Below are 23,525 nucleotides of genomic sequence, written 5' to 3'. Positions count from 1 at the left end.
ACCGTCCACCCGTACGACGTTATCGCGCACAGTTGACTGCCGTCACCAACACGATACGCTCCAACCACGAGCCCACCAGGAATGCCCGTCCGGACGTCCGTCACGGCAAGGGGGCGCCATGCATCTCTCGGCCCATGTGGACACCTTCGCGCGCGACCACCTCCCGCCGCCACAGGAGTGGCCCGAGCTGCGCTTCGACCTCCCGGAGCTGCGCTACCCCGCCCGGCTGAACTGCGCGGTGGAACTCCTCGGCCACGCCGACGGCGCCCGCCCGGCCTTCCGCACCCCGGACGGGCCCGTGTGGACGTACGCCGAGCTGCGCGCGCGGGTCGACCGGATCGCGCATCTGCTCACCGGCGAGCTGGGCGTCGTACCCGGCAACCGGGTGCTGCTGCGCGGCCCCACCACCCCCTGGCTCGCGGCCTGCTGGCTCGCGGTGCTGAAGGCGGGCGCGGTCGCGGTCACCGTGCTGGCCCAGCAGCGCCCGCACGAACTGGCGACCATCTGCGAGATCGCGCGGGTGAGCCACGCGCTGTGCGACGCGCGCGCGGTGGAGGACCTGGCGAAGGCCCGGATACCGGGGCTGCGCATCACGACGTACGGCGGGGACACCCCCGACGACCTCCTCCGCCGCGCCGCGCCCGCGACCCCCTACCCGGCGGTGGACACCGCCTGCGACGACGTCGCCCTGATCGCCTTCACCTCGGGCACCACGGGTCGCCCGAAGGGGTGCATGCACTTCCACCGGGACGTGCTGGCGATCGCCGACACCTTCTCCCGGCACGTCCTGCGCCCCCGCCCCGACGACGTCTTCGCCGGCAGCCCCCCGCTGGGCTTCACCTTCGGTCTCGGCGGGCTGGTGGTCTTCCCGCTGCGGGCGGGCGCGAGCGCGCTCCTGCTGGAACAGTCCGGGCCCCGCCGGCTGCTTCCCGCGATCGCCGAACACCGCGTCTCGGTCCTGTTCACCGCCCCGACCGCCTACCGCGCCATGCTGGACGAGCTGGACGGCCACGACGTCTCCTCGCTACGGCGCTGTGTGTCGGCCGGGGAGAATCTGCCGGCGGCGACCTGGCGGGCGTGGCACGAGCGCACCGGGGTGCGGATCATCAACGGCATCGGCGCGACCGAGCTGCTGCACATCTTCGTCTCCGCCGCGGACGACGGGATAAGACCGGGCACCACGGGCGTGCCGGTGCCGGGCTGGCAGGCGCGGGTGCAGCGGCCGGACGGCACCCCGCTGCCCGACGGCGAACCCGGACTGCTGGCCGTGCGCGGCCCGGTCGGCTGCCGCTATCTGGCCGATCCCCGCCAGCGCCAGTACGTGCGCGGCGGCTGGAACATCACCGGCGACACGTACGTCCGCGATCCCGACGGCTACTTCCGTTACGTGGCCCGCGCCGACGACATGATCATATCGGCGGGGTACAACATCGCGGGGCCCGAGGTGGAGGACGCGCTGCTGCGCCATCCGGACGTGGTGGAGACGGCGGTGGTCGGCCGCCCCGACGCGGCGCGCGGACAGGTGGCGGTCGCCTACACGGTGCTGCGCGAGGGCGCGCGCCGCGACCCGGAGGCGCTGCGCGCCTTCCTGACCTCGGAGCTCGCGCCGTACAAATGCCCGCGCGAGTTCGTCTTCCTGCCCGCCCTGCCCCGCACCGCCACCGGCAAGTTGCAGCGGTTCCGCCTGCGCACCCCTGGTGACCAGGCGTGATGCCGACGACCTAAGATGATCATCGTGTCCGAGCAGCACGCACCCAGGTCTCTCATCGTCACGCTCTACGGCGCGTACGGCCGCTCCATGCCGGGCCCGATGCCCGTCGCCGAGCTGATCCGGCTGCTGGCCGCGGTCGGCGTGGACGCGCCCTCCGTCCGCTCCTCGGTGTCCCGCCTCAAGCGCCGCGGACTGCTCCTGCCCGCCCGCACGGAGACCGGCGCCGCGGGGTACGAACTCTCGCCCGAGGCCGTCCAGTTGATGGAGGACGGCGACCGCCGCATCTACGCCGCCGCGCCGCCCGAGGACGCGGGCTGGGTGCTCGCGGTGTTCTCGGTGCCGGAGACGGAACGCCAGAAGCGCCATGTGCTGCGCTCCCGGCTGGCCTCCCTGGGCTTCGGCACGGCGGCCCCCGGCGTCTGGATCGCCCCCTCGCGGCTGTACCAGGAGACCGAACACACCCTGCGCCGCCTGCACTTGGACCCGTACGTCGACTTCTTCCGCGGCGAGCACCTGGGCTTCGCCCCGACCCCGGAGGCGGTCGCCCGCTGGTGGGACCTGGAGTCGATCGCCAAGGAACACCTGCGCTTCCTGGACACCCACGCCCCTCTCCTCCGGGCCTGGGAACGCCGCGCGGACACCCCGCCGGAGGATGCCTACCGCGACTACCTCCTCACCCTCGACTCCTGGCGCCACCTCCCCTACACCGACCCCGGCCTCCCCACCGACCTGCTCCCCGCCGACTGGCCGGGCGTGCGCTCCTCTGCGGTGTTCCGGGCACTGCACGACCGACTGCGGGACAAGGGCGCGGAGTTCGCGCTGAGCCTGACCTGACTTGTCGTCAGATCCGGCCGCCGGTGAGCCGGGTGATCGGTCCGTGCGTACGACGTCCCGCCCGGCGCCCGGCGAGATACGACACCGCGGTCACAGCCGCGAGTCCCGCTCCCGCCCCGGCGGCGACGGCCTTCCGGCCGGCGACCACCGTCCACGCCGTCCTGGCCAGGCCGGCGGCGCGTCCGGAGGCGGCGACGAGGACCTGCCGGCCGGCCTGGACCCGCTCGGCCGCACCGCGCACCACCGCGGCGCCCGTCCCCGCCGTACGCTCCGCCGCGCTCGCGGCAGCCGACGCCACGTCATCCGACTTCTCGGCCGCCTTCTCCGCCGCCTGTGATGCCGGAGCGGTCACCTTTGCGGTGGCCCGCTGCGCCTTGGATACCGAATTCTGCTGGGTGCCACTGTTCGTCTGACTCATGAACTCCGCGTTGCCGCTGGCGCGGAGGCCAAACCCGGTTCACGGGGTGACGCCGGAGCCGGCGGCCGCCGACGCTGGGGGGACGGTGGTCTCGTGACCGATCCGGAGTACATCCGGGGACTCGATGAAAGTGCCGCCCTGCGGCGCCACTTCCGTCATGCCGACGAGGGCGGCGGTCTGCGGTACGTCGAAGTGGTGCCCGATCGCGGTGAGCTGACCGTCGTCAAGCAGGCGGAACTCACGGCGGCGGGTCGGCTTCACCGGTACGGCTGGGAGTTCGCGGGCAGGCCCACGCGGGTGAGGGCGGGGTGCCGGGGAGCGCCGCGCGGTCCGGCATTCGCCTCTTGCCCGAGGTCCCGCCGCCCGCCCGCCGCGGGCGTACTGCCTGGATCGGCTCATGGATCCTGTGGGCGGGACGGGCGAGGCGCAGGAGAAGGCGGCGGTTGCCGTCTGGTTCGGTGGGGCGTCCGTGGGATGCTGGTTCTGTTGCCCGTTCTGGGCGCTGGTCTCCTGCGGGGCGCTGCCGCTGGCCCTGGTGGGCCTGGTGCGGTCCTGGGTCGAGTACCGGGCGTCGGGAGCGGGGCGGGCGAGCAAGCGGCGAGCCGTGGAGGGCGGCGGGTTGTCTCTGCTGGGGGCGACGGCGGCTATCGCCTGCCTGGTGTTCCTGGCCCGCCACCCGGAGCTTCCCGTCCAGGGATAGGCGTTGTCGTGAAGCTAGGCCGCCTTGGAGCGCGGCCTGCGGATGTCCGGGGCGGATGGCTGGGCGTCGTCCGCCGGGAAGGTGTCGGCCTCACCGAAGTCGGGGGCCTGGAAGGGGTTGGTCGCCGGGGGCGGCGATGCCTCGGTAGGGCGGTGGGGCCGGCCTTCCGGGGCGGAGAACAGTGACGTCGAGTCGATGGGAGGGCTCTCTTTCGTGACAGGTCCCCGAGGGGGCCTGGTGTGCCGTGCCGGGCACAGCGGTACTACAGCTTGGTCATCTTGGCGTACGGGCTCAAGATCCGCATCTGCGAGGAGCCGAAGTCGACGAGCGCCGCGACGCCCTCTTCGATGCCGATCACGCGGCCGAGGCCGTACATGTCGTGCGTGACCTGGTCGCCCAGGGCGAAGTGCTTGGGGACCGGCGCGACCGGGGCCTTGAAGGGGCTCGTCGGCAGATGGCGCTTCGGTGCGGAGGGCTTTGTCATGACTCATTATGCGCCTTCGCGCACCCCGTTTGCTGTGGCCGTCGGCACAGTTCGCTGAGGGCGCCCCGCAGCACGCCTCTGACCTGCGGTTTCGAGACGTAACGCGACAAAATTGCACCGAGGTCCAACCTCACGGGGGTGGCGGCGATCCGGGCTGTACGCCATGTGGGGGACGTGCGGGCTTGCGAGGCGGGAGCGGCGGGGCAGGGGGCTGCCTGGAGCGGTCCGGGGAAGGCGGGCCACTGGCGGCCGGCGCCACTAACTGACCGCGCCGGGCGAGCGATCGACCTGAATCCCCCTTCCGCCAGGAACCAGGTCTACCATCGACCCAGCACCGACCAACCAACCTCAAAGCCCGAAATGCCCCTTCCTCAAGAAGCAAGCAATTCCCTCTGCCCCACCCCCTAACCCCCCAGCTCACACCCTGTGCTCCCCGCGCCTGCGGGGGTGTTCCCCAGTCGACGTCGTGGACGGGGCGCTCGTCACGGTGCTCCCCGCGCCTGCGGGGGTGTTCCCGGCGCGATACCGGCGCCCGCCCTCGACTACCAGTGCTCCCCGCGCCTGCGGGGGTGTTCCCCTTCACGACGTGTTCCCCCTGTACTGCTGCATGTGCTCCCCGCGCCTGCGGGGGTGTTCCCCGCACGTCCAGCCGACCGGCTACGTCGTCTCCGTGCTCCCCGCGCCTGCGGGGGTGGTTCCGAGAATCGGTAGGAGGCCGGGCCCGCGAGCTGGTGTTCCCCGTGTCTGCGGGGACGGTCTTCAGGGCTGCCATCGTCCGCCGTCCCCCTGCCCCCTGCCCCCTGCCCCCTGTGGCGTTTTCCGGTGCTCGGGGTCCGGCTGCTGGAGCGGAGGTGGGATCAGTCGTCCAGGGACAGGCGGGGTTTGGGGGTGTCGGTGCGGCCGGTTTGGGGGCGGCGGTTGCCGGCGAGGTAGGGGGTGGGCCAGTGGATGCCGGGGCCGGTGTAGGACTGTTCGGCGGCGGCGTGCAGGGTCCAGTTGGGGTCGTAGAGGTGGGGGCGGCCCAGGGCGCACAGGTCGGTGCGGCCCGCCAGGATCAGGGAGTTGACGTCGTCCCAGGAGGAGATCGCGCCCACGGCGATCACCGGGACCCGGACCTCGTGGCGGATGCGGTCGGCGAACGGGGTCTGGTAGGAGCGGCCGAACTCCGGCCGCTCGTCGGAGACGACCTGGCCGGTGGAGACGTCGATCGCGTCGGCGCCGTGCGCGGCGAAGGCGCGGGCGATCTCCACCGCGTCCTCGGCACTCGTGCCGCCCTCGGCCCAGTCGGTGGCGGAGACGCGGACCGTCATCGGCCGTTCGGCGGGCCATACCGAGCGAACCGCGTCGAAGACCTCCAGCGGAAAGCGCAGGCGCCGCTCCAGTGAGCCGCCGTACGCGTCGGTGCGGCGGTTGGTGAGGGGGGACAGGAAACTGGACAGCAGGTAGCCGTGGGCGCAGTGCAGTTCGAGCAGATCGAAGCCGACGCGGGCGGCGCGCCAGGCGGCCGAGGTGAACTGCTCGCGAATGTCGGTGAGTTGTGCGCGGGTCAGTTCGCGGGGAAGCTGGCTGTCCGGGCGGTAGCGCAGCGGGGACGGGGCCACGATCGGCCAGTTGCCGCTCGGCAGCGGCTCGTCGATCCCCTCCCACATCAGCTTGGTCGAGCCCTTGCGGCCCGAGTGGCCCAGCTGCACGCCGATCGCCGTGCCCGGTGCCTGCCGGTGCACGAAGCCGGTGATCCGCCGCCACGCCTCCGCCTGGCGGCCGGTGTAGAGGCCGGCGCAGCCGGGGGTGATGCGGCCCTGCTCGCTCACGCACACCATCTCGGTCATGACCAGCGCCGCACCGCCGAGCGCACGGGCGCCGAGGTGGACGAGGTGGAAGTCGCCGGGCACGCCGTCGATGGCCGAGTACATGTCCATCGGCGAGACGACGACCCGGTTGCGCAGGGTCAGGCCGCGCAGCCGGAACGGGGTGAACATCGGGGGCGTGCCGGGCGGGCAGCCGAACTCGCGCTCCACGGACTCGGTGAAGCGGGCGTCGCGCAGCCGGAGGTTGTCGTGGGTGACGCGGCGGCTGCGGGTGAGCAGGTTGAAGGCGAACTGGCGGGACGGCTGGTCCCGGTACCGGCGCACGTTCTCGAACCATTCCAGGCTCGCCCGCGCGGCCCGCTGGGTCGAGGCGACGACGGGCTTGCGTTCCGCCTCGTACGCCGTCAACGCGGCCGGTACGTCCGGCTGTTCGCGCAGGCAGGCGGCGAGCGCCAGCGCGTCCTCGACGGCCAGTTTGGTGCCGGAGCCGATGGAGAAGTGGGCGGTGTGGGCGGCGTCGCCGATCAGCACGAGGTTGCCGTGCGACCAGCGGTCGTTGACCACCGTACGGAAGGTCGTCCAGGCGGAGTTGTTGGAGCGCAGGGGACGGCCGCGCAGCGCCTCCGCGAAGACCTTGGCGCAGCGGTCGGTCGATTCGCGCGGGTCCATCTCGTCGTACCCGGCCGCCCGCCAGACCTCTTCGCGCATCTCGATGATGACCGTGGAGGCGTCCGGCGAGAACGGGTAGCCGTGCAGCTGCATCACGCCGTGCTCGGTTTCGGCGATCTCGAAGCGGAAGGAGTCGAAGGCGAAGTCGGCGGCGAGCCAGATGTAGCGGCAGCGGTGGCCGGTGATCTGGGGGCGGAAGACGTCGGCGTAGGTCTCGCGGGTGGCGCTGTGGACCCCGTCGGCAGCGATGACCAGGTCGTACGCGGCGGTGAGGTCCCTGACCGGTGGGGCCTGGGTGCGGAACTCGATGCGCACGCCGAGGTCCTGGCAGCGGGTGTGCAGGATCTCCAGGAGGCGGTGCCGGCCGAGGGCGGCGAAGCCGTGGCCGCCGGAGGTGTGGCGGGTGCCGCGGTGGACGATGTCGATGTCGTCCCAGCGGACGAAGTGCTGTTGCAGTGCCTCGTAGACGACCGGATCGGCGTGTTCGATGCCGCCCAGGGTCTCGTCGGAGAGGACCACGCCGAAGCCGAAGGTCTCGTCGGGGGCGTTGCGCTCCCAGACGGTGACCTCACGGGCGGGGTCGAGGCGTTTGAGGAGGGCGGCGGCGTACAGGCCGCCGGGACCGCCGCCGATGATCGCGATGCGCGGCGGGTGGCCGGCCACCGCCGACGGGCGCGGGAGCGCCGAGACTTGCCGCGTCCGCTCGGGCGGGTGCGGGACCGTCGTGGCCTGTCCCGCCCGCGCAGGCAGCTGCGCGGCCACCGTGCCCTGACCCACCCGCTCAGACAGCTGCGCGGCCACCGTGCCCTGACCCACCCGCTCAGGCAGCTGCGCGGCCACCGTGCCCTGACCCGCGCGCTCAGATAGCTGCGCGGCCACCGTGCCCTGACCCGCGCGCTCAGGCAGCTGCGCGGCCACCGTGCCCTGACCCGCGCGCTCAGGCAGCTGCGCGGCCACCGTGCCCTGACCCACCCGCTCAGGCAGCTGCGCGGCCACCGTGCCCTGACCCACCCGCTCAGGCAGCTGCGCGGCCACCGTGCCCTGTCGCGCCCGCGCGGCGGTGGACGCATCTCGGCCACGGCTCCGCGGCGCTGGGGTCGGTGCGCCTGACGTCGGCATGAAGGGTCACCTTCCCTGCCACTTGGGGGGCCGTTTCTCCGTGAAGGACGCGTGGAACTCCCGGTAGTCCTCGCCGTTCATCAGCAGCGCCTGCGTCGCCGCGTCCAGTTCGACCGACGCGGCCAGCGGCATGTCCAGCTCCGCAGTCAGCAGCGCCTTCGTCTGGGCGTGGGCCAGGGCCGGCCCGTCGGCCAGGCGGCGGGCCAGCGCGCCCGCGGCCTCGTCGGCGTGGCCCTCCTCGGTCAGTTCGCTGATCAGGCCGATCCGCTCGGCCTCGGGGGCGCGGACCGGCTCGCCCAGCATCAGCAGGCGGGTGGCGTGGCCGAGGCCGACGACGCGGGGCAGCAGATAGGCCGCACCCATGTCGCCGCCGGACAGGCCGACGCGGGTGAAGAGGAAGGCGAAGCGGGCGCTCGGGTCGGCCACCCGGAAGTCGGCCGCGAGGGCGAGGACCGCGCCGGCACCCGCCGCGACCCCGTGGACGGCGGCGATCACCGGGAACGGGCATTCGCGGATCGCCCGTACCACCTGGCCGGTCATCCGGTTGAAGTCGAGAAGCTGGGCGGTGTCCAGGGCGAGGGTGGCGCCGATGATCTCGTCCACGTCGCCGCCGGAGCAGAACCCGCGCCCCTCGCCGGCCAGCACCAGGGCGCGCACCGCGCGCTCGCGGGACAGCTCGGCCAGCAGGTCGCGCAGGTCGGCGTAGGCGCCGAAGGTGAGGGCGTTGAGCTTGTCGGGGCGGGCGAGCGTGACCGTGGCGACCCCGTCGGCGATCCGGAGGCGCAGATGCTCCCAGTCGGCGGTGCGGCGGGCGGAGCCGGTGAAGGGACTCATGACGTGCGGCCTCCCTTGGGCGGCGGTGCCGTACGTTGCGCGGTCCCTCGAAGCTATCACTTGTTTGTGACTGTCGTCACGAGTGCGCGACAGACCGGGAAGGCGGAGGGCGTCTTCCGGCCGGATCGTGCCGACTGTCACCGGTCTGCTCCAGCGCCGTAACAGCGGGCTCCGGCGGGCGAGGCGGGGCGCCGGGCGGGGTAGGGCGTCCGGTACCGGGGGCGACGGCCTCCGGTGCGGGCCGCCGGCCGTTTCGGACGACCGGGCCCGTACCATTCCTACAGTCGAAAGCAGGACAGCCTGCTCCATGAACGGACTCGCCTTGCACGAACGCCCCGCCCGCCCGTCGCCCGGCCACCGCCCCTCGTCGAGTCACTTCGCGACGCCCCGCTGGTCGGCCTCCTGGCGCATGGCACTGCCGCACACCACCGCGGCGGTGCCGGCGGCCCGTGCCCTGGTGCGTTCGGCCTTCTCCGAGGTGGAGCACGCGGCCGACCGCGACACGGCGGAGCTGCTCACGGCCGAGCTGGTGGCCAACGCGGTGGAGCACACCGCGGGCCGGGGTCCGATAGAGCTGGTGGTGGAGCTGCTGCCGACCGGCTGCCAGGTCGAGGTGCACGACCCCGACCCGGCGCCGCCCGGCGGGCTGACCCGGCCGGTGCTGGAGGAGCCCGACCTGTGGCAGGAGGGCGGGCGCGGGCTGCTGCTGATCCGCGCCCTGAGCGCCGCCTGCGGACACCGCCCCACCCCGGAGGGCAAGGCGGTGTGGTTCACGCTTCCTGCGGTTCCCGCTCCGCGCCGTCCGCTGTGACACCGGCCCGGTCCGCCGCGGCGGCCAGGTCGCGGCCCAGCGTGGAGTGCCGGCGCCCGTAGGCGGCGTACACGGCGAAGCCCACCGCGAGGAACACCGCGAACTGGAGCCAGGTGTGCCAGCCGGTCTCGTACATCAGGTACAGGCAGAAGGCGATGCCGAGCAGCGGGCCCACCGGGTAGAGCGGGACGCGGAAGCTGCGGCTCAGGCCCGGCTCGCGGCGGCGCAGGGTCATCACCGCGAGGTTCACCACGGCCATGATCGCGAGGGTGCCGATGGTGCAAAGGTTCATCACCGCGTCGAGCGAGGCGAAGGCCGCCGGGAGGGCGAAGACGACGGCGACGATCAGCGTGCCCGCGACCGGCGTGGAGGTCTTCGGGGAGACCTTCTCGAAGACGCGCGGGATCAGGCCGTCGCGGGACATCGACATGAGGATGCGGGTCTGGCCGTACATCACCGCGAGGACCACGGAGGCGATGGCGACGACCGCGCCGAAGGCGATCACGCCGCCGCCGATGGTGGAGCCGGTGACCTCGTTGACGACGTAGGACAGGGCGGCGGGGCGGCCCGCGACCTGCTTGCCGCCGATGGCGCCGATGGCCGCGAGCGCGACCGCGCAGTACAGCAGCGTCACGATGCCCATGCAGACCATGATCGCGACGGGGATGTCGCGGCGGGGGTTCTTGGCCTCCTCGCCGGCGGTGGTGATCGCGTCGAAGCCGATGTACGAGAAGAACGCGGCGGTGGTGCCCGCGCCGATGCCGCCGAGGCCGGCCGGGGAGAACGGGGTGAGGTTCCCGTGCTTGAAGGCGCTGTAGCCGATGGCGCAGAAGGCGATCAGGATCACCAGCTTGACGGCGGCCATGGCGGCGGTCGCGCCGGCGCTCTCGCGTACGCCGCGCACCAGCAGCACGGAGGCCATGGCGATCACGAGCACCGCGGGCAGGTTGACGATGCCGCCGTCGCCCGGACCCGCCGACAGCACGGCGGGCAGCTGCCAGCCGACGAGGCTGTGCAGCAGCTCGTTGACGTACTGGCTCCAGCCGACCGCGACGGCCGAGATGGAGATGCCGTACTCCAGGAGCAGGCACCAGCCGACCAGGAAGGCGGTGGACTCGCCGAGACCGGCGTAGGCGAAGGAGTACGAGGAGCCGGAGACCGGGATCGCGCCGCCCAGCTCCGCGAAGGAGAAGGCGGTGAACACGCAGGTGATCGCGGCGAGGACGAAGGAGACGACGACGGCGGGGCCGGCCTGGGCGACGGAGTCGGAGAGGCCGACGAAGATGCCGGTGCCGACGATGGCGCCGACGCCGAAGCAGATGAGCTGGAAGAGGCCCATCGTGCGCTGCAGGCCGTGTCCCTCGCGGTCGGCGCCGGATTCGGCGACGAGCAGGTGGGGGGACTTGATGCGAGGAGCGGGCATTGCGGGTGGTGCTCGTTTCTGGTGGTGCGGGCGGCCGGATGACGACCGCCGGTGCGAGCGGCGGGTGCGACGGGATGCGTCGCGGGTGCGAGCGACGGGACGACGGTCGCGCCAGTGGCCCCGCCACGTGGGTGGTCGCGAGGCCGCGGGTCAGGATAATCCCTGGTCGGGGGCGGTTACCAGGGTCAGCGGCCGAGTGTGGCGACCAGCACGGCCTTGATGGTGTGCAGCCGGTTCTCGGCCTCGTCGAAGACGACGGAGTGCGCCGATTCGAACACCTCGTCGGTGACCTCCAGTGAGGTCAGGCCGTACGCCTCGTGGATCTCCCGGCCGACCTTGGTGCCGAGGTCGTGGAAGGCGGGCAGGCAGTGCAGGAACCGGACGTCCGGGTTGCCGGTGGCGCGCAGCACGTCCATGGTCACGGCGTACGGCGCGAGTGCCTTGATCCGCTCGGCCCAGACCTCCTTGGGCTCGCCCATGGAGACCCAGACGTCGGTGGCGACGAAGTCGGCACCGCGCACGCCCCCGGCGATGTCCTCGGTCAGCGTGAGCACCGCGCCGCTGGTCTTCGCCAGCTCTCGGGCGCGGGCCACGATCTCGGGGTCGGGCCAGTACTGCTCGGGCGCCACGATCCGTACGTCCATGCCGAGCAGGGCGCCGGTGACCAGGTAGGAGTTGCCCATGTTGAAGCGGGCGTCGCCGAGGTAGGCGAAGGCGGTCTTTGTCAGCGGCTTGGCGCAGTGCTCGGACATGGTGAGCACGTCGGCCAGCATCTGGGTGGGGTGCCAGTCGTCGGTGAGGCCGTTGTAGACGGGCACGCCGGCGAACGCGGCCAGTTCCTCCACCTTGGCCTGGCTGTCGCCGCGGTACTCGATGCCGTCGAACATCCGGCCGAGCACGCGGGCGGTGTCCGCCACGGACTCCTTGTGCCCGATCTGTGAGCCGGACGGGTCCAGGTACGTCGTATGGGCGCCCTGGTCGGCGGCCGCGACCTCGAACGCGCAGCGGGTGCGCGTCGAGGTCTTCTCGAAGATCAGCGCGATGTTGCGGCCCCGGAGGTGCTGGACCTCGGCCCCGGCCCGCTTGGCGGCCTTCAGCTCGGCGGCCAGCTCGATCAGGCCGCGGAACTCCTCCCCGGTGAAGTCCAGCTCCTTGAGGAAGTGGCGGCCGGCGAGGGCGGTCGGGACTGTCGCCATGAGGGCGCTCCAGGGGTACGACTGACAGGAACTCTGGAATTCTATACGAGCGCTAGTAAATTTATGCAGCCCCGCCCGGTGCGCCTCCTCACACAGGATCCCGTTCCACCGGACAGCTCATGCACCGGGGGCCTCCCCTGCCCCGCCCCAGCTCGCTGCCCGGAATCTCGATGACCTCGATGCCCCGCTTGCGCAGATGGGTGTTGGTGGTGGAGTTGCGCTCGTAGGCGACGACGACGCCGGGTTCGACGGCGAGCACGTTGCAGCCGTCGTCCCACTGCTCGCGCTCGGCCGCGTGCACGTCCTGGGTGGCGGTCAGCACCCGGATCTCGCCGAGCCCGAGTGCGGCGGCGATCGCGCGGTGCATGTGCTCCGGCGGGTGGTCGGTGACCTTCAGCTCCTTCTCGCCCGCCCCCGGCTCGATGGTGTACGAGCGCAGCATGCCGAGCCCGGCGTACTGGGTGAAGGTGTCGCCGTCGACCATCGTCATCACCGTGTCGAGGTGCATGAAGGCGCGCCGCTTGGGCATGTCGAGCGCGACGATCGTCCGGGCGGAGCCGGCCGCGAACAGTTTGTGCGCGAGCATCTCCACGGCCTGCGGGGTGGTGCGCTCGCTCATCCCGACGAGGACCGCGCCGTTGCCGATCACCAGGACGTCCCCGCCCTCGATGGTGGAGGGGTAGTCGGCCTGACCCTCGGACCAGAGGTGGAAGCGCTCCTCACGGAAGACCGGGTGGTGCCGGTAGATCGCCTCGAAGTGGACGGTCTCGCGCTGCCGGGCGGGCAGCCGCATGGCGTTGATGGCGACCCCGTCGTAGATCCAGGCGGAGGTGTCGCGGGTGAAGAGGTGGTTGGGCAGCGGGGCGAGGAGGAAGTCGTCCAGCTCCATCACATGGAAGCGGACGGAGGTCGGCTCGGCGTGCGCCGCCAGGAACTCCCGCTTGGTCATGCCGCCGACGAGGGCCTCGGCCAGCTCCCGCGCGGGCAGGTTCTCGAAGGCGGCGCGCAGATGGGCGGTGGCGAGGGGGCCGTACTCCCGCTCGTCGAAGACGCGGTCCAGGACCAGGGTGCGGGCCTCGGGCAGCGCCAGGGTCTCGACCAGCAGATCGCCGAAGAGGTGGACGGCGACGCCCCGGTCGCGCAGCACATCGGCGAACCCGTCGTGCTCGGCGCGGGCCCGGCGCACCCAGAGGACGTCGTCGAAGAGGAGGGCGTCCTTGTTGCTGGGGGTGAGCCTTTTGAGCTCGAGATCGGGCCGGTGCAGGATGACGCGGCGCAGCCGCCCGGCCTCGGAGTCGACATGGAATCCCATGTGACCATCCTGACCACCGGGGACTGGATTCACCCGTGCGTGGGCCATTTCGGGGCGCGGTTGTTGCGACTTCTATTCGTTTGTGCGGTTGGGGCGGGGGCCGGGGGCCAACGGGCGTGGGCCAACGGGCGTGGGCCAACGGGGGTGGGCCAACGGAGGTGGGCCAACGGAGGTGGGCCAACGGAGGTGGGCCAACGCGCGTAGGCAAACGCTGGTTGGCCCACGGCCGTTGTCCTTCGACCGTTTGCCTACAACCGTGGGTCCACCGGTTCCGATTCCAGTGCCAGCACCCCGAACACCGCCTCGTGCACCCGCCACAGCGGCTCGCCCGCGGCCAGCCGGTCCAGTGCTTCCAGGCCGAGGGCGTACTCGCGCAGGGCGAGGGAGCGCTTGTGGTTGAGGAAGCGGCGGCGCAGGCGGTCGAGGTTGTCGGGGCGGGTGTACTCGGGGCCGTAGATGATCCGGAGGTACTCGCGGCCCCGGCACTTGATGCCGGGCTGGACCAGGCGGCCGTCCGGGCGGTGGGCCAGGGCGGTGAGGGGCTTGACCACCATGCCCTCGCCGCCGCGGCCGGTCATCTCCAGCCACCAGTCGACGCCCGCCGCGACCGACTCGGGGTCGCCCGTGTCGACGTACAGGCGGCGGGTGGTGGCCAGCAGGCCGGTGCCGTCGTGCTCCACCAGCCGGTCCAGCAGCGCCAGTTGCTCGTCGTGCGGGAGCGCGGCGAGGCTGCGCCCCTCGGTGGCGAGGATCTGGAAGGGGGCGAGGCGCACCCCGGCGAGGCCGTCGGTGGGCCAGCAGTAGCGGCGGTAGGCGGTGGTGAACGCGGCGGCGTCCGCGGCGCGTTCGCGCTGCCGGTCCAGCAGCTCGCCCACCTCCGCGCCGCGCGACGCCGCCGCCTTGAGCGCCGCCAGCGCGGCAGGGAACACCGCCCCGGCCGCCGCTCCGACGGCCGCGTACTGGCTGCGCAGCAGGCCCGCCGCCTTCAGCGACCACGGCATCAGCTCGGCGTCCAACAGCAGCCAGTCCGTGTCCAGTTCAGACCACAGACCGGCGTCCGAGACGGCCGTGCGCAGGCGGGCGAGGATCTCCTCCGTCATCGGCTCGTCGTCGAAGAAGGGGCGCCCGGTCCGGGTGTACAGCGCGCCCGTGGGCCCCTCCACACCGAACCGCTTCGCCGCCGTCGCCGCGTCCTGGCACACCAGGACCACGGCCCGCGAGCCCATGTGCTTCTCCTCGCACACCACCCGCGCCACCCCGTCCGCCGCGTACTGCGCGAACGCCTCCCGCGGGTGCTCCAGGTAGCCGTCCACCGCGGAGGTGGCCGTCGGCGCCATGGTCGGCGGCAGGTACGGCAGCAGGCGCGGGTCGATCGCGAAGCGGCTCATGACCTCCAGGGCCGCCGCCGCGTTCTCCTCGCGGACCGCGACCATGCCGGCGTGCCGGGTCTCGACCGCCCGGCGCCCCCGCACGTCGGCGAGGTCCAGCGGGCGTCCGTCCGCTCCGCCGGGTGCCTCGGCGCGCAGCGGGCGCGCCGGCTCGTACCAGACGCGCTCGGCCGGTGCGTCGACCAGCTCCCGCTCCGGCCAGCGCAGCGCGGTCAGCTTGCCGCCGAAGACGGCGCCGGTGTCCAGGCAGATGGTGTTGTTGAGCCACGTCGCCTCCGGCACCGGGGTGTGGCCGTAGACGACCGCGGCCCGGCCCCGGTAGTCCTCCGCCCACGGGTAGCGCACGGGCAGCCCGAACTCGTCGGTCTCGCCGGTGGTGTCGCCGTACAGCGCGTGCGAGCGGACCCGGCCGGAGGTGCGGCCGTGGTACTTCTCGGGCAGCCCGGCGTGGCAGACGACGAGCTTGCCGCCGTCGAGGACGTAGTGGCTGACCAGCCCGTCGAGGAACGTCCGCACCCGCGCCCGGAACTCCTCGCTCTCGCCCTCCATCTGGGCGATGGTCTCGGCGAGGCCGTGGGTGTGCTGGACCTTGCGGCCCTTGAGGTAACGGCCGTACTTGTTCTCGTGGTTGCCCGGCACGCACAGCGCGTGGCCGGCCTCGGCCATCGACATCACGCGGCGCAGCACGCCCGGCGAGTCCGGGCCCCGGTCGACGAGGTCGCCGACGAAGACGGCGGTGCGGCCCTCGGGGTGGACGCCGTCCACGTAGCCCAACTTGCCGAGCAGCGACTCCAGTTCGGCGGAACAGCCATGGATGTCGCCGATGATGTCGAAGGGGCCGGTGAGGTGGGTGAGGTCGTTGAAGCGCTTCTCGGTGACGACGGTGGCGCTCTCGGCCTCCTCGACGCCGCGCAGCACGTGCACCTTGCGGAAGCCCTCGCGCTCCAGGTGCCGCAAGGACCGGCGCAGTTCGCGGATGTGCCGCTGGATGACCCGGCGCGGCATGTCGGCGCGGTCGGTGCGGGCCGCGTTGCGCTCGGCGCACACCTCCTCCGGCATGTCCAGGACGATGGCGATGGGCAGCACGTCGTACTGCCTGGCCAGTTCGATCAACTGACGGCGGCTGTCCTGCTGCACGCTGGTGGCGTCCACGACGGTGCGGCGCCCGGCGGCGAGCCGCTTGCCGGCGATGTAGTGCAGGACGTCGAAGGCGTCGCGGGAGGCGCCCTGGTCGTTCTCGTCGTCGCTGACCAGGCCGCGGCAGAAGTCGGAGGAGATCACCTCGGTGGGCTTGAAGTGCCGGCGGGCGAAGGTGGACTTGCCGGAGCCGGAGGCGCCGACGAGGACCACGAGGGAGAGGTCGGTGACGGGGAGGACCCGTCCGTCAGGTGTTGCGGTCATGCCGCCTTCGCCTCCTTCTCGGCGCGGATGGTGAACAGGGCCAGCTGGGTGGGCGGTCCCACCTCGGGGTCGTCGGGGCCGACGGGCGCGAACTCCACGTCGTAGCCGTGCCGTTCGGCGACTTCGGCGGCCCAGGTGCGGAATTCGGCGCGGGTCCACTCGAAGCGGTGGTCGCCGTGCCGGACGTGTCCGGCGGGCAGGGTCTGCCAGCGGACGTTGTACTCGACGTTCGGGGTGGTCACGACGACCGTGCGGGGGCGGGCGTGCCCGAACACGGCGTACTCCAGGGCGGGCAGCCGGGGCAGGTCGAGGTGTTCGACGACCTCGCTGAGCACGGCGGCGTCGTAGCCCTTGAGCCGCTTGTCGGTGTAGGCGAGCGAGCCCTGTATCAACCGGACGCGGGACGCCTGCCGTTCGCCCATGCGGTCGAGCTTGAGCCGCCGGGAGGCGATGGTGAGCGCCCGCACCGACACGTCGACGCCGACGATCTCGGTGAAGCGGACGTCCTTCAGCAGTTCCTGCACCAACTGCCCTTGTCCGCAGCCGAGGTCGAGCACGCGGGCGGCGCCGCGGGCGCGCAGCGCGGTGACGATCGCGTCCCGGCGCTGGACCGCGAGCGGGGTCGGCTTCTCCTCCGCCTCGGTCTCCTCGCCGACCGCGTTGTCGATCGCCTCGACCTCGCTGTCGTCGGCCTCGGCGAGCCGCACCAGCTCCAGCGCCTCGCGCGCCTGCCGGGTCAGCGACCAGCGGCGGGAGAGATAGCGGCTGGTGATCAGCTGCTGCTCCGGGTGGCCGGGCAGCCAGCCCTCGCCGGCCCGCAGCAGCTTGTCGACCTCGTCGGCGGAGACCCAGTAGTGCTTGGCGTCGTCGAGGACCGGCAGCAGGACGTACAGGTGGCGCAGCGCCTCGGCGAGGGTCAGCGTCCCGGATTCGAGCACGAGCCGGACGTACCGCGAGTCGCCCCACTGCGGGAACTCGCTGTCCAGCGGCACCGGTTGGGCGTCCACGCGCCAGCCCAGCGGCTCGAACAGCCGGTGGACGAGCGGCGCGCCGCCGCGGGCCGGCAGGGCCGGGACCTCGATGCGCAGCGGCAGTGGGGCGGCGGCCCGCTCGGGGCGGGCGGCGCACACCCCGCGCATGGCGCTGGAGAAGACGGCGCTCAGCGCGACGGCGAGGAGGGAGGAGGCGGCGTAGGGGCGGTCGTTGACGTACTGCGCGAGTGCCGCGTCGGGGGCGCCGCCGCGGCCCTTGCCCTTGCCGCGCCGCACCAGCGCCGCGGGATCGGTCTCCAGCAGCAGGGCGGCCGTGCAGCGCGCGTCCTCCGCTTCGGGGTAGAAGACGTGCGCGGTGCCGTAGGACGTGGAGAAGCGCTGCGATTTGTCCGGGTGCTTGTGCAGCAGGTACCCGAGGTCGGTGGCCGGGTTGGCGGCGTCGCCGCTGAGGGAGATCGTCAGGAACACATGTCCGAGTCTGGCGCTCCGGTCACCCCGCTGACCACCGGTTTTCACGCCGCTCGGCGGCCTTCTGCGTGGTTGCGTACGCAACGGCATGCATGATGGACGTATGGATCTCCGAGTCTTCACCGAACCCCAGCAGGGCGCGACCTACGACACGCTCCTGCGCGTCGCCCAGACCGCCGAGGAACTCGGCTACGACGCCTTTTTCCGTTCCGACCATTACCTCCACATGGGCAACGTGGACGGGCTGCCCGGCCCCACCGACGCCTGGATCACCCTCGCCGGCATCGCGCGGGAGACCAGCCGCATCCGGCTCGGCACCCTGATGACGGCCGGCACCTTCCGCCTCCCCGGCGTGCTGGCCATCCAGGTGGCGCAGGTCGACCAGATGTCCGGCGGCCGGGTGGAGCTGGGCCTCGGCTCGGGGTGGTACGAGGAGGAGCACAAGGCGTACGGCATTCCGTTCCCGAAGGAGAAGTTCGGGCGGCTGGAGGAGCAGCTGGCGATCGTCACCGGGCTGTGGGAGACGCCGGTCGGCGAGCGGTTCAGCTACGACGGCTCGTACTACCGGTTGCAGGACTCCCCCGCGCTGCCGAAGCCGGCGCAGCGCCGGGTGCCGGTGCTCATCGGCGGTCACGGCGCCAAGCGCACTCCGGCGCTGGCGGCGAAGTACGCCACCGAGTTCAACATCCCCTTCGCCTCCGTGGAGGACAGCGAGCGGCAGTTCGGCCGGGTGCGGGCGGCGGCCGAGGAGCGCGGGCGCAAGGGTGACGACCTGGTGTACTCCAACGCGCTGGTCGTCTGTGTCGGCAAGAACGACGCCGAGGTCAAGCGGCGGGCGGAGGCCATCGGCCGCGAGGTGGACGAGCTGAAGGCCAACGGTCTCGCGGGCTCCCCGGCTCAGGTCGTGGAGAAGCTGGGCCGCTATGCGGCGGTGGGTTCGCGGCGGGTCTACCTCCAGCTGCTGGACCTGGACGACCTGGCCCACCTGGAACTGATCGCGTCCGAGGTCATGCCGCAGCTCGGCTGAGGTCCGGCCGGCGCCGGCACCGTCGCCCCGCGGGCGGTGCCGCGCGCCCGATGCGGGATCGTGGCGCGAACCGTCGTACGTCACCCCGCGCGGCGGCTACGCGCAGGGTGCGCCTCCGAAGGGGCTGCGCTGGTTGTCGTTCGCCGAGGTCACCTCCTCGCGCGCGGCCAGCTTGCGCAGCATCTCGCGGACGCGGTCGCGGGACTCGTCGGCCGCATCGATCGCCTCCATGCACTGCCAGTACGTCGTCTCGTCCGCCGCGGCGCTGGCCATGCCGACCAGGGCCATGCCGACCTCGCCGAGCAGTCCGCCGAGGCAGAGCAGGGTCTCGCGGGCGTCCTCCAGCCGGGTGAGCTGGGCGGCGCGCAGATCGCCGGGGTCCAGTTCGGGCGGGTCGAGGGCGCCGCAGCCCCGGCCCGCCAGCTCGGTCAGCCCGAGCGCCTCGCCGCGCAGCTCCGGCGGTCCGGAGACCGCGAGCCTGCTGCCGATCGCCTGGGCGAGGGCCTGTGCCTGCCACACCTCCGCCATCAACTCACGTGTGTCCGCGCCGTTCGCCAGGGCTCTCCTGCTGGTGAGGATGAGTCGTACCGCGTCCATCCGTCGCCCCCGTCCCTTCACGCACTCGCTCGTACGTTCACTGACTCTCCTGTCCACTACCCAGAGTGAGGGTCGTTGGTGCGAAAAGCTAGAGGAAGCCCGAAATCTGGGGACAACAATTCGGATTCGGCAGGTGAATTGACTTCGGAGAGTGATAACGGAACCAGGGCGTCCGCCTGTTGTCAGTCTCCGGGCGCCGGAAAGCGGTGTTCGTTGCGGTCGATCTTCTCGGACAGGGCGGTCAGCGGGTCGATGTCCAGGACCGCGCAGAACTGGAGGAGGTAGGCGAGGACGTCGGCGACCTCGTCGCGGACGCGGTGCGCGGTGGCCGGGTCGGACATCACCCGAGCCGATTCCTCGGGGGTCAACCACTGGAAGATCTCGACCAGTTCGGAGCTCTCCACGCTCAGCGCGGAGGCGAGGTTCTTGGGGGTGTGGTACTGCCCCCAGTTCCGGGCGGCGGCGAACTCGGTGAGCCTGCGCTGGAGTCGGGGGAGGTCAGGGTGTTCCGTCACCCTTCAGGTGTACCACTGTGACGCCCTCGGCCCCCGCGCACCAGGAGGCGTCCTGCACCGCCGCGACCAGCCGGATGTGCCCGTGCCCGCCCATCGCGGCCGCGAGGCGCAGCAGGGACCGGCGCTGGGCCGGGTCGAGGGAGCGGTCGAAGCCGTCGGCGAGGACGGTGAGGCAGCGCAGGGCGTCGGGGACCTCGCCGGGCGGGTCCATGGCCAGCACACCGGGGCCGGTCAGCAGCACCAGCGTGAGGGCCAGGTAGCGCAGTTCGCCCTCGCCGAGCCGGGCCAGCTGGGTGCGGTGGCCGTCGCCGCGGTCGAGCAGGGCGCGCACCGTGCCGCCGGCGAGCGGTTCGGCGATCAGGTCGTCCACCGGGCCCGCGCAGCCCGCGCGCAGCGCCTCGACCAGCCGGCCGTGCCGGCGGGCGCACTCGGCGCGGGTGCGCCACAGCACGTCGGCGAGGTTGTCGCAGCCGGGCATCAGGCGGCCGGAGCCGGTGGGCACGGGGGTGCGCATGCAGTCCGGGCGGGGGTCGCAGACGAAGACCGAGCGCAGGGCGACGACTATCTGCTCGGCGGCGGCCAGCACCCTGCGCTGTCCGTCCGTCTTGCCGGCCACGCGCAGCGGGAGCAGGGCGGTGCCGAGGCGGTCGTCGGGCAGCGGCGCGCGGGTCACCGGTGCGGTGCCCGCGGTGTGCCAGGCGGCCTGGACGGCGCGGCGCTCCGGGTCGCGTAACGCGGTCTGGAGCAGGACGAGTTCGCCCGCGGTCAGCCGTTCGCCCACGATCCGCGGCTGCGGTTCGGCCTGTACGGCGAGGTCGAGCCGGACCGGGCCCTCGGCGCCGTCGGCCGTGCAGCCGATCCGGAAGCCCCGCCGCCCCTCGCCGTCGGGGCGGGCCCGCTCGGGGACGCAGGCGGCCGGATCGGGGAACGCCTCCACGAGCGGCGCGCCTCCGGCGAGCCGGGCCAGTGCCTCGTACGCGGCCAGCGCGGTCGTCTTCCCTGATCCGCTGGGGCCCGCGAACACCGTGACCGCCCCCAGCGGGAAGCCCGCGCCCCGGTGTCCGGCGAACGCCGACAGCCGCAGCTCGGTGATCCGGGGCCGTACGTCGGGGGGCTCGGGAGGCTCCGGCGCGGCGGTCCCGCCGAGCGCCTCGACCACCGGCGGCTCGGCGGACGCGAAAGGCATGGCCATGCCCGGAACGTAGGGCTCCGCCGAGGGGGCGAACCGTTTACCCGGCGGATGTTCCCACGTTCGGGGGCGTTCACGGCAACAACGGGGACCCGGCTTCACCCGGTGGGGCGACGCGGGGGCCCCGGCTCACGCCGTCCCCTCCATCAGCCCGCTGACCTCCGTGCCCGGCGGCGTCAGCAGGAAGACGTTGCGGTCCACCCGGTGCATCCCGCTGCCCAGGCCGAAGACGACGCCGGTGCTGAAGTCGAGGACGCGCTTGGCGACATCGCCCTCGGCGCCGGACAGGTCGAGGAGGACGGGCGCGCCCGCCATCACCGTCTCGGCGACCTCGCGCGCGTCGGCGAAGACGTTGACCCGCAGGACCACGAAGCGGCGCCGGGTCTCGGTCTCGTCGTCCGGGAGGGAGCGGTGGTTGACCGCGGAGGGCCACGCGTCGCGGCCCCGTAGTGGCACGACCTGGGCGAGCCCTTCCCACTGTTCATCGGTGACGTCGTAACGGCTCACCGGCTCCCCCCGACCTGACTCGCTTTCCATGCCTGCACCAGCCAATTCTTACGCCAAGTCACCCGTTCGGCCCAACAGCGACACACAGCGACACGGAAGCGATCGGTCCGCCGGCGCGAACACCGCCCCAATCTTGGCCAGATGTGCGAATATGCCCGCTTCTTACCGCCCTCATACCGGACTCTTCACCGCTGGTCGCGCACCGGTCACGCACCGCCGCTAGCGTCCGGTCCCGTGCACTTGGCAGAAACACAGCAGGTGACGCCCGGCCGGCGGACGCAGTCGGCGGTGTCCGCCGTACCCGGACCGCGCGCGGGGGCGCCCGGCGGCCCGGCGCAGTGGCATCGCGTCCTCACGCTCCTGGCCGACGTGAGCCTCTTCATCGGCACCCGCTCCCTGTGGACCCAGGCGGCCACGCACCGCCTCGTCCTCGCCGGGGTCATCTCCCTCTGTTACGCGGCGATCCTGGTGACCGGCGTCCTCGCGCTCACTGTCCGCCGGGCCCGTTCGCTGGCCCGCCTGGACCTGGTGGTGCTGGCGACCGCGGTCACCCTCGCCCTGTGCGGCTGGGCGCTGAACCACGGCGGCGGCGACGAGGCGCTCCTGACCACGCAGGCCGCCAGGGAACTCGTCCACGGGCACCAGATGTACGACCATCCCTGGCCCTGGCTGTTCCGCATCAGGGGCGTCGCCCTGACCGCGACGACGACCGGCGGGTACGACTACACGTACGGCTATCCCCCGCTCGCGCCACTGCTCACCGTCCCGTTCCTGTGGCTGGGCCACGGCGGCGCCCCGGCGACGGCGGTGGCCACCCTCGCGCTGATCGCGGGCACGATCGCGCTGTGGCGGATGGTCCCGGCGCAGTGGCGGTCGGCGGTCACGCTGGTCTGCCTCGGCTCCGGTCTGCTGACCAGCTACGGCCGCCAGGGCTACCCGGCGATCCTCGCCCTCGCGCTGCTGATCCCGGTGGTGGTCCGCTGGCCCCGGCTCGGCGCGCGCGGCCGGCTGGGCGCCTCCGGAATCGCCCGTGCCGGCTGCCTCGGCGCGGCCTGCGCGGCCCAGCAACTCCCCTGGTTCGTCGCGCCGTTCCTGCTCGCCGGGATCTACGCGGTGCGCCGGGGCGAGCTGGGCGGCCGGGCGGCCGCGCGCGTGGTGCTGCGGATCACCGGGATCGCCGTCCTGGCCTTCCTGCTGGCCGACGCCTATCTCATCGTCACCGAGCCCGGACCGTGGCTGCGCGGCATCGTGCTGCCGCTGACCCAGGGCGCCGTGCTGCACGGCCAGGGCATCGTCGGCGTCTCCCTGTACTTCACCCACGGCAGCGACCGGCTCGACTGGTACGGGCACGCGAGCATGCTGCTGGCCGCCGCCCTGCTGGCCCTGTTCGTGCTGTTCGTGCGGCGCCTCGGACCGGCCGCGACCGTGCTGCCCTGGTGCGCGTTCTTCCTGGCGACGCGCTCGCAGGACGGCTACTACCTGATGATGACCCCGCTGTGGCTGGCGGCGGCGGTCACCGCGCCCCTGCCGGAGTTCGCGGGCGCCTGGCAGCCCCGGCCGCGCTTCCTTGCGGGCCCGGCGCGCAGGCCCGCCCGGCTCGCCGCCGTCCCGGTGCTGCTCGCGCCCGCGCTGATCAGCGCGGTCCTCGCGGCCACCGGAAGCCCGCCGCTGCGGATGGACATCGCGGCGGTACGGCCTCTCGCGCCCGGCGCGATCGCCGCGGTGACCCTGAACGTCGCCAACACCGGCGACGAGGCGCTCACCCCGCACTACATGCTCACCACCGGCCAGGGCATGAGCCGCTACTGGCTGCTCGCCCACGGCCCGGCCACCATCCCGGCGCACGGCACGGCGAGCGTCGAACTGCGCGCCCCCACCGGCCGCTTCACGCTTCCGGGGAAGCGGAACGCCCGGCTGCGGCTGCGCGCCTTCACCGGCGGACCCCAGACGCTCTCCACCAGGGACGTACGCCCCTCCGAGCTGCGCGTCAAGGGCTGAACGCCGCCCCGCGACGGGGGGGGGGGGGGGGGGGGGGGGGGGGGGGGGGGGGGGGGGTGCGGGGGGGGGGGGGGGGGGGGGGGGGGGGGGGGAGGGGGAGAGGAGGGGGAAAAACACAAAAAAA

General features: G+C 72.8%; 20 protein-coding genes. 6 read left to right on the top strand and 14 right to left on the bottom strand.

Translation table 11 applies throughout. From position 1 onward, the window contains the following. Positions 1-118 precede the first annotated feature (118 nt). Positions 119-1,711 carry an AMP-binding protein gene (locus tag AC069R_RS31640; RefSeq protein ID WP_478770160.1) on the top strand — a complete coding sequence of 531 codons (1,593 nt, stop codon included), beginning with the start codon at positions 119-121 and terminating at the stop codon, positions 1,709-1,711. A 15-nt stretch (positions 1,712-1,726) separates the two neighbouring features. Then, positions 1,727-2,545, top strand: a complete 819-nt coding sequence (locus AC069R_RS31635) for a PaaX family transcriptional regulator (protein ID WP_478770159.1) — start codon at positions 1,727-1,729, stop codon at positions 2,543-2,545. 7 nt (positions 2,546-2,552) lie between these two features. On the opposite strand, the gene AC069R_RS31630 is transcribed toward AC069R_RS31635, so the two are convergent. After that, on the bottom strand, positions 2,553-2,963 hold the full coding sequence (locus tag AC069R_RS31630) for a hypothetical protein (protein WP_478770158.1): 411 nt from the start codon (positions 2,961-2,963) through the stop codon (positions 2,553-2,555). A 39-nt stretch (positions 2,964-3,002) separates the two neighbouring features. Beyond that, the gene (locus tag AC069R_RS31625; RefSeq protein WP_478770157.1) at positions 3,003-3,224 is read right to left on the bottom strand and encodes a hypothetical protein; all 222 of its coding nucleotides are present in this window, start codon (positions 3,222-3,224) and stop codon (positions 3,003-3,005) included. 136 nt (positions 3,225-3,360) lie between these two features. Here AC069R_RS31625 and AC069R_RS31620 point away from each other — a divergent pair, with 136 nt between their 5' ends. Then, positions 3,361-3,663, top strand: coding sequence for a hypothetical protein (locus AC069R_RS31620; protein WP_478770156.1), 303 nt, complete (start codon positions 3,361-3,363; stop codon positions 3,661-3,663). A gap of 262 nt (positions 3,664-3,925) precedes the next feature. Here the strand turns inward: AC069R_RS31620 and AC069R_RS31615 are convergent, their stop codons facing one another. The 3 genes from AC069R_RS31615 to AC069R_RS31605 all read right to left on the bottom strand — a co-directional run bounded on the left by AC069R_RS31615 (position 3,926) and on the right by AC069R_RS31605 (position 8,577). Continuing rightward, positions 3,926-4,147, bottom strand: coding sequence for a hypothetical protein (locus AC069R_RS31615; RefSeq protein ID WP_397983544.1), 222 nt, complete (start codon positions 4,145-4,147; stop codon positions 3,926-3,928). Between the two features lie 857 nt (positions 4,148-5,004). After that, positions 5,005-7,287 (bottom strand): bifunctional salicylyl-CoA 5-hydroxylase/oxidoreductase, encoded by a 2,283-nt coding sequence (locus AC069R_RS31610; protein ID WP_478770172.1) that lies wholly within the window; start codon positions 7,285-7,287, stop codon positions 5,005-5,007. A 462-nt stretch (positions 7,288-7,749) separates the two neighbouring features. Beyond that, positions 7,750-8,577, bottom strand: a complete 828-nt coding sequence (locus AC069R_RS31605) for an enoyl-CoA hydratase family protein (protein WP_397983546.1) — start codon at positions 8,575-8,577, stop codon at positions 7,750-7,752. 307 nt (positions 8,578-8,884) lie between these two features. Between AC069R_RS31605 and AC069R_RS31600 the strand changes: the two genes are divergently transcribed. Continuing rightward, entirely contained in the window at positions 8,885-9,388 is a 504-nt protein-coding gene (locus AC069R_RS31600; RefSeq protein ID WP_478770155.1) for an ATP-binding protein, read from the top strand. Here AC069R_RS31600 and AC069R_RS31595 read toward each other — a convergent pair. The 5 genes from AC069R_RS31595 to AC069R_RS31575 form a co-directional block, all read right to left on the bottom strand. Further along, positions 9,348-10,811, bottom strand: coding sequence for an amino acid permease (locus tag AC069R_RS31595; protein ID WP_478770154.1), 1,464 nt, complete (start codon positions 10,809-10,811; stop codon positions 9,348-9,350). The genes AC069R_RS31600 and AC069R_RS31595 overlap by 41 nt on opposite strands. Before the next feature lie 185 nt (positions 10,812-10,996). Further along, entirely contained in the window at positions 10,997-12,007 is a 1,011-nt protein-coding gene (argF, locus tag AC069R_RS31590; protein ID WP_478770153.1) for an ornithine carbamoyltransferase, read from the bottom strand. Between the two features lie 88 nt (positions 12,008-12,095). Continuing rightward, positions 12,096-13,319: an arginine deiminase gene (locus AC069R_RS31585; RefSeq protein WP_397983550.1), complete on the bottom strand. Its 1,224-nt coding sequence runs from the start codon at positions 13,317-13,319 to the stop codon at positions 12,096-12,098. 248 nt (positions 13,320-13,567) lie between these two features. After that, complete coding sequence (locus AC069R_RS31580) at positions 13,568-16,108, bottom strand: polynucleotide kinase-phosphatase (protein ID WP_478770152.1); 2,541 nt, start codon at positions 16,106-16,108, stop codon at positions 13,568-13,570. After that, positions 16,105-17,568, bottom strand: a complete 1,464-nt coding sequence (locus tag AC069R_RS31575) for a 3' terminal RNA ribose 2'-O-methyltransferase Hen1 (RefSeq protein ID WP_478770151.1) — start codon at positions 17,566-17,568, stop codon at positions 16,105-16,107. The genes AC069R_RS31580 and AC069R_RS31575 overlap by 4 nt, the downstream gene beginning before the upstream one ends. Positions 17,569-17,671: 103 nt before the next feature. On the opposite strand from AC069R_RS31575, the gene AC069R_RS31570 reads away from it, so the two are divergent. Further along, positions 17,672-18,595 carry an LLM class F420-dependent oxidoreductase gene (locus tag AC069R_RS31570; protein WP_478770150.1) on the top strand — a complete coding sequence of 308 codons (924 nt, stop codon included), beginning with the start codon at positions 17,672-17,674 and terminating at the stop codon, positions 18,593-18,595. A 96-nt stretch (positions 18,596-18,691) separates the two neighbouring features. On the opposite strand, the gene AC069R_RS31565 is transcribed toward AC069R_RS31570, so the two are convergent. The 4 genes from AC069R_RS31565 to AC069R_RS31550 all read right to left on the bottom strand — a co-directional run bounded on the left by AC069R_RS31565 (position 18,692) and on the right by AC069R_RS31550 (position 21,433). Further along, complete coding sequence (locus tag AC069R_RS31565) at positions 18,692-19,192, bottom strand: DUF6099 family protein (protein ID WP_397983554.1); 501 nt, start codon at positions 19,190-19,192, stop codon at positions 18,692-18,694. A 182-nt stretch (positions 19,193-19,374) separates the two neighbouring features. Then, entirely contained in the window at positions 19,375-19,707 is a 333-nt protein-coding gene (locus AC069R_RS31560; protein WP_397983555.1) for a nucleotide pyrophosphohydrolase, read from the bottom strand. Beyond that, on the bottom strand, positions 19,691-20,893 hold the full coding sequence (locus AC069R_RS31555; protein WP_478770171.1) for an AAA family ATPase: 1,203 nt from the start codon (positions 20,891-20,893) through the stop codon (positions 19,691-19,693). The genes AC069R_RS31560 and AC069R_RS31555 overlap by 17 nt, the downstream gene beginning before the upstream one ends. Positions 20,894-21,025: 132 nt before the next feature. Beyond that, a complete protein-coding gene (locus AC069R_RS31550) occupies positions 21,026-21,433 on the bottom strand; it encodes a cell division protein SepF (RefSeq protein WP_397983557.1) in 408 nt (135 codons plus the stop codon). A 204-nt stretch (positions 21,434-21,637) separates the two neighbouring features. Here AC069R_RS31550 and AC069R_RS31545 point away from each other — a divergent pair, with 204 nt between their 5' ends. Beyond that, entirely contained in the window at positions 21,638-23,401 is a 1,764-nt protein-coding gene (locus AC069R_RS31545) for a hypothetical protein (RefSeq protein WP_478770149.1), read from the top strand. The last annotated feature ends 124 nt before the right edge of the window (positions 23,402-23,525 follow it).

It is taken from the genome of Streptomyces sp. NPDC043952, from assembly GCF_056435325.1.
This window is presented reverse-complemented; position numbering and strand designations above follow the sequence as displayed.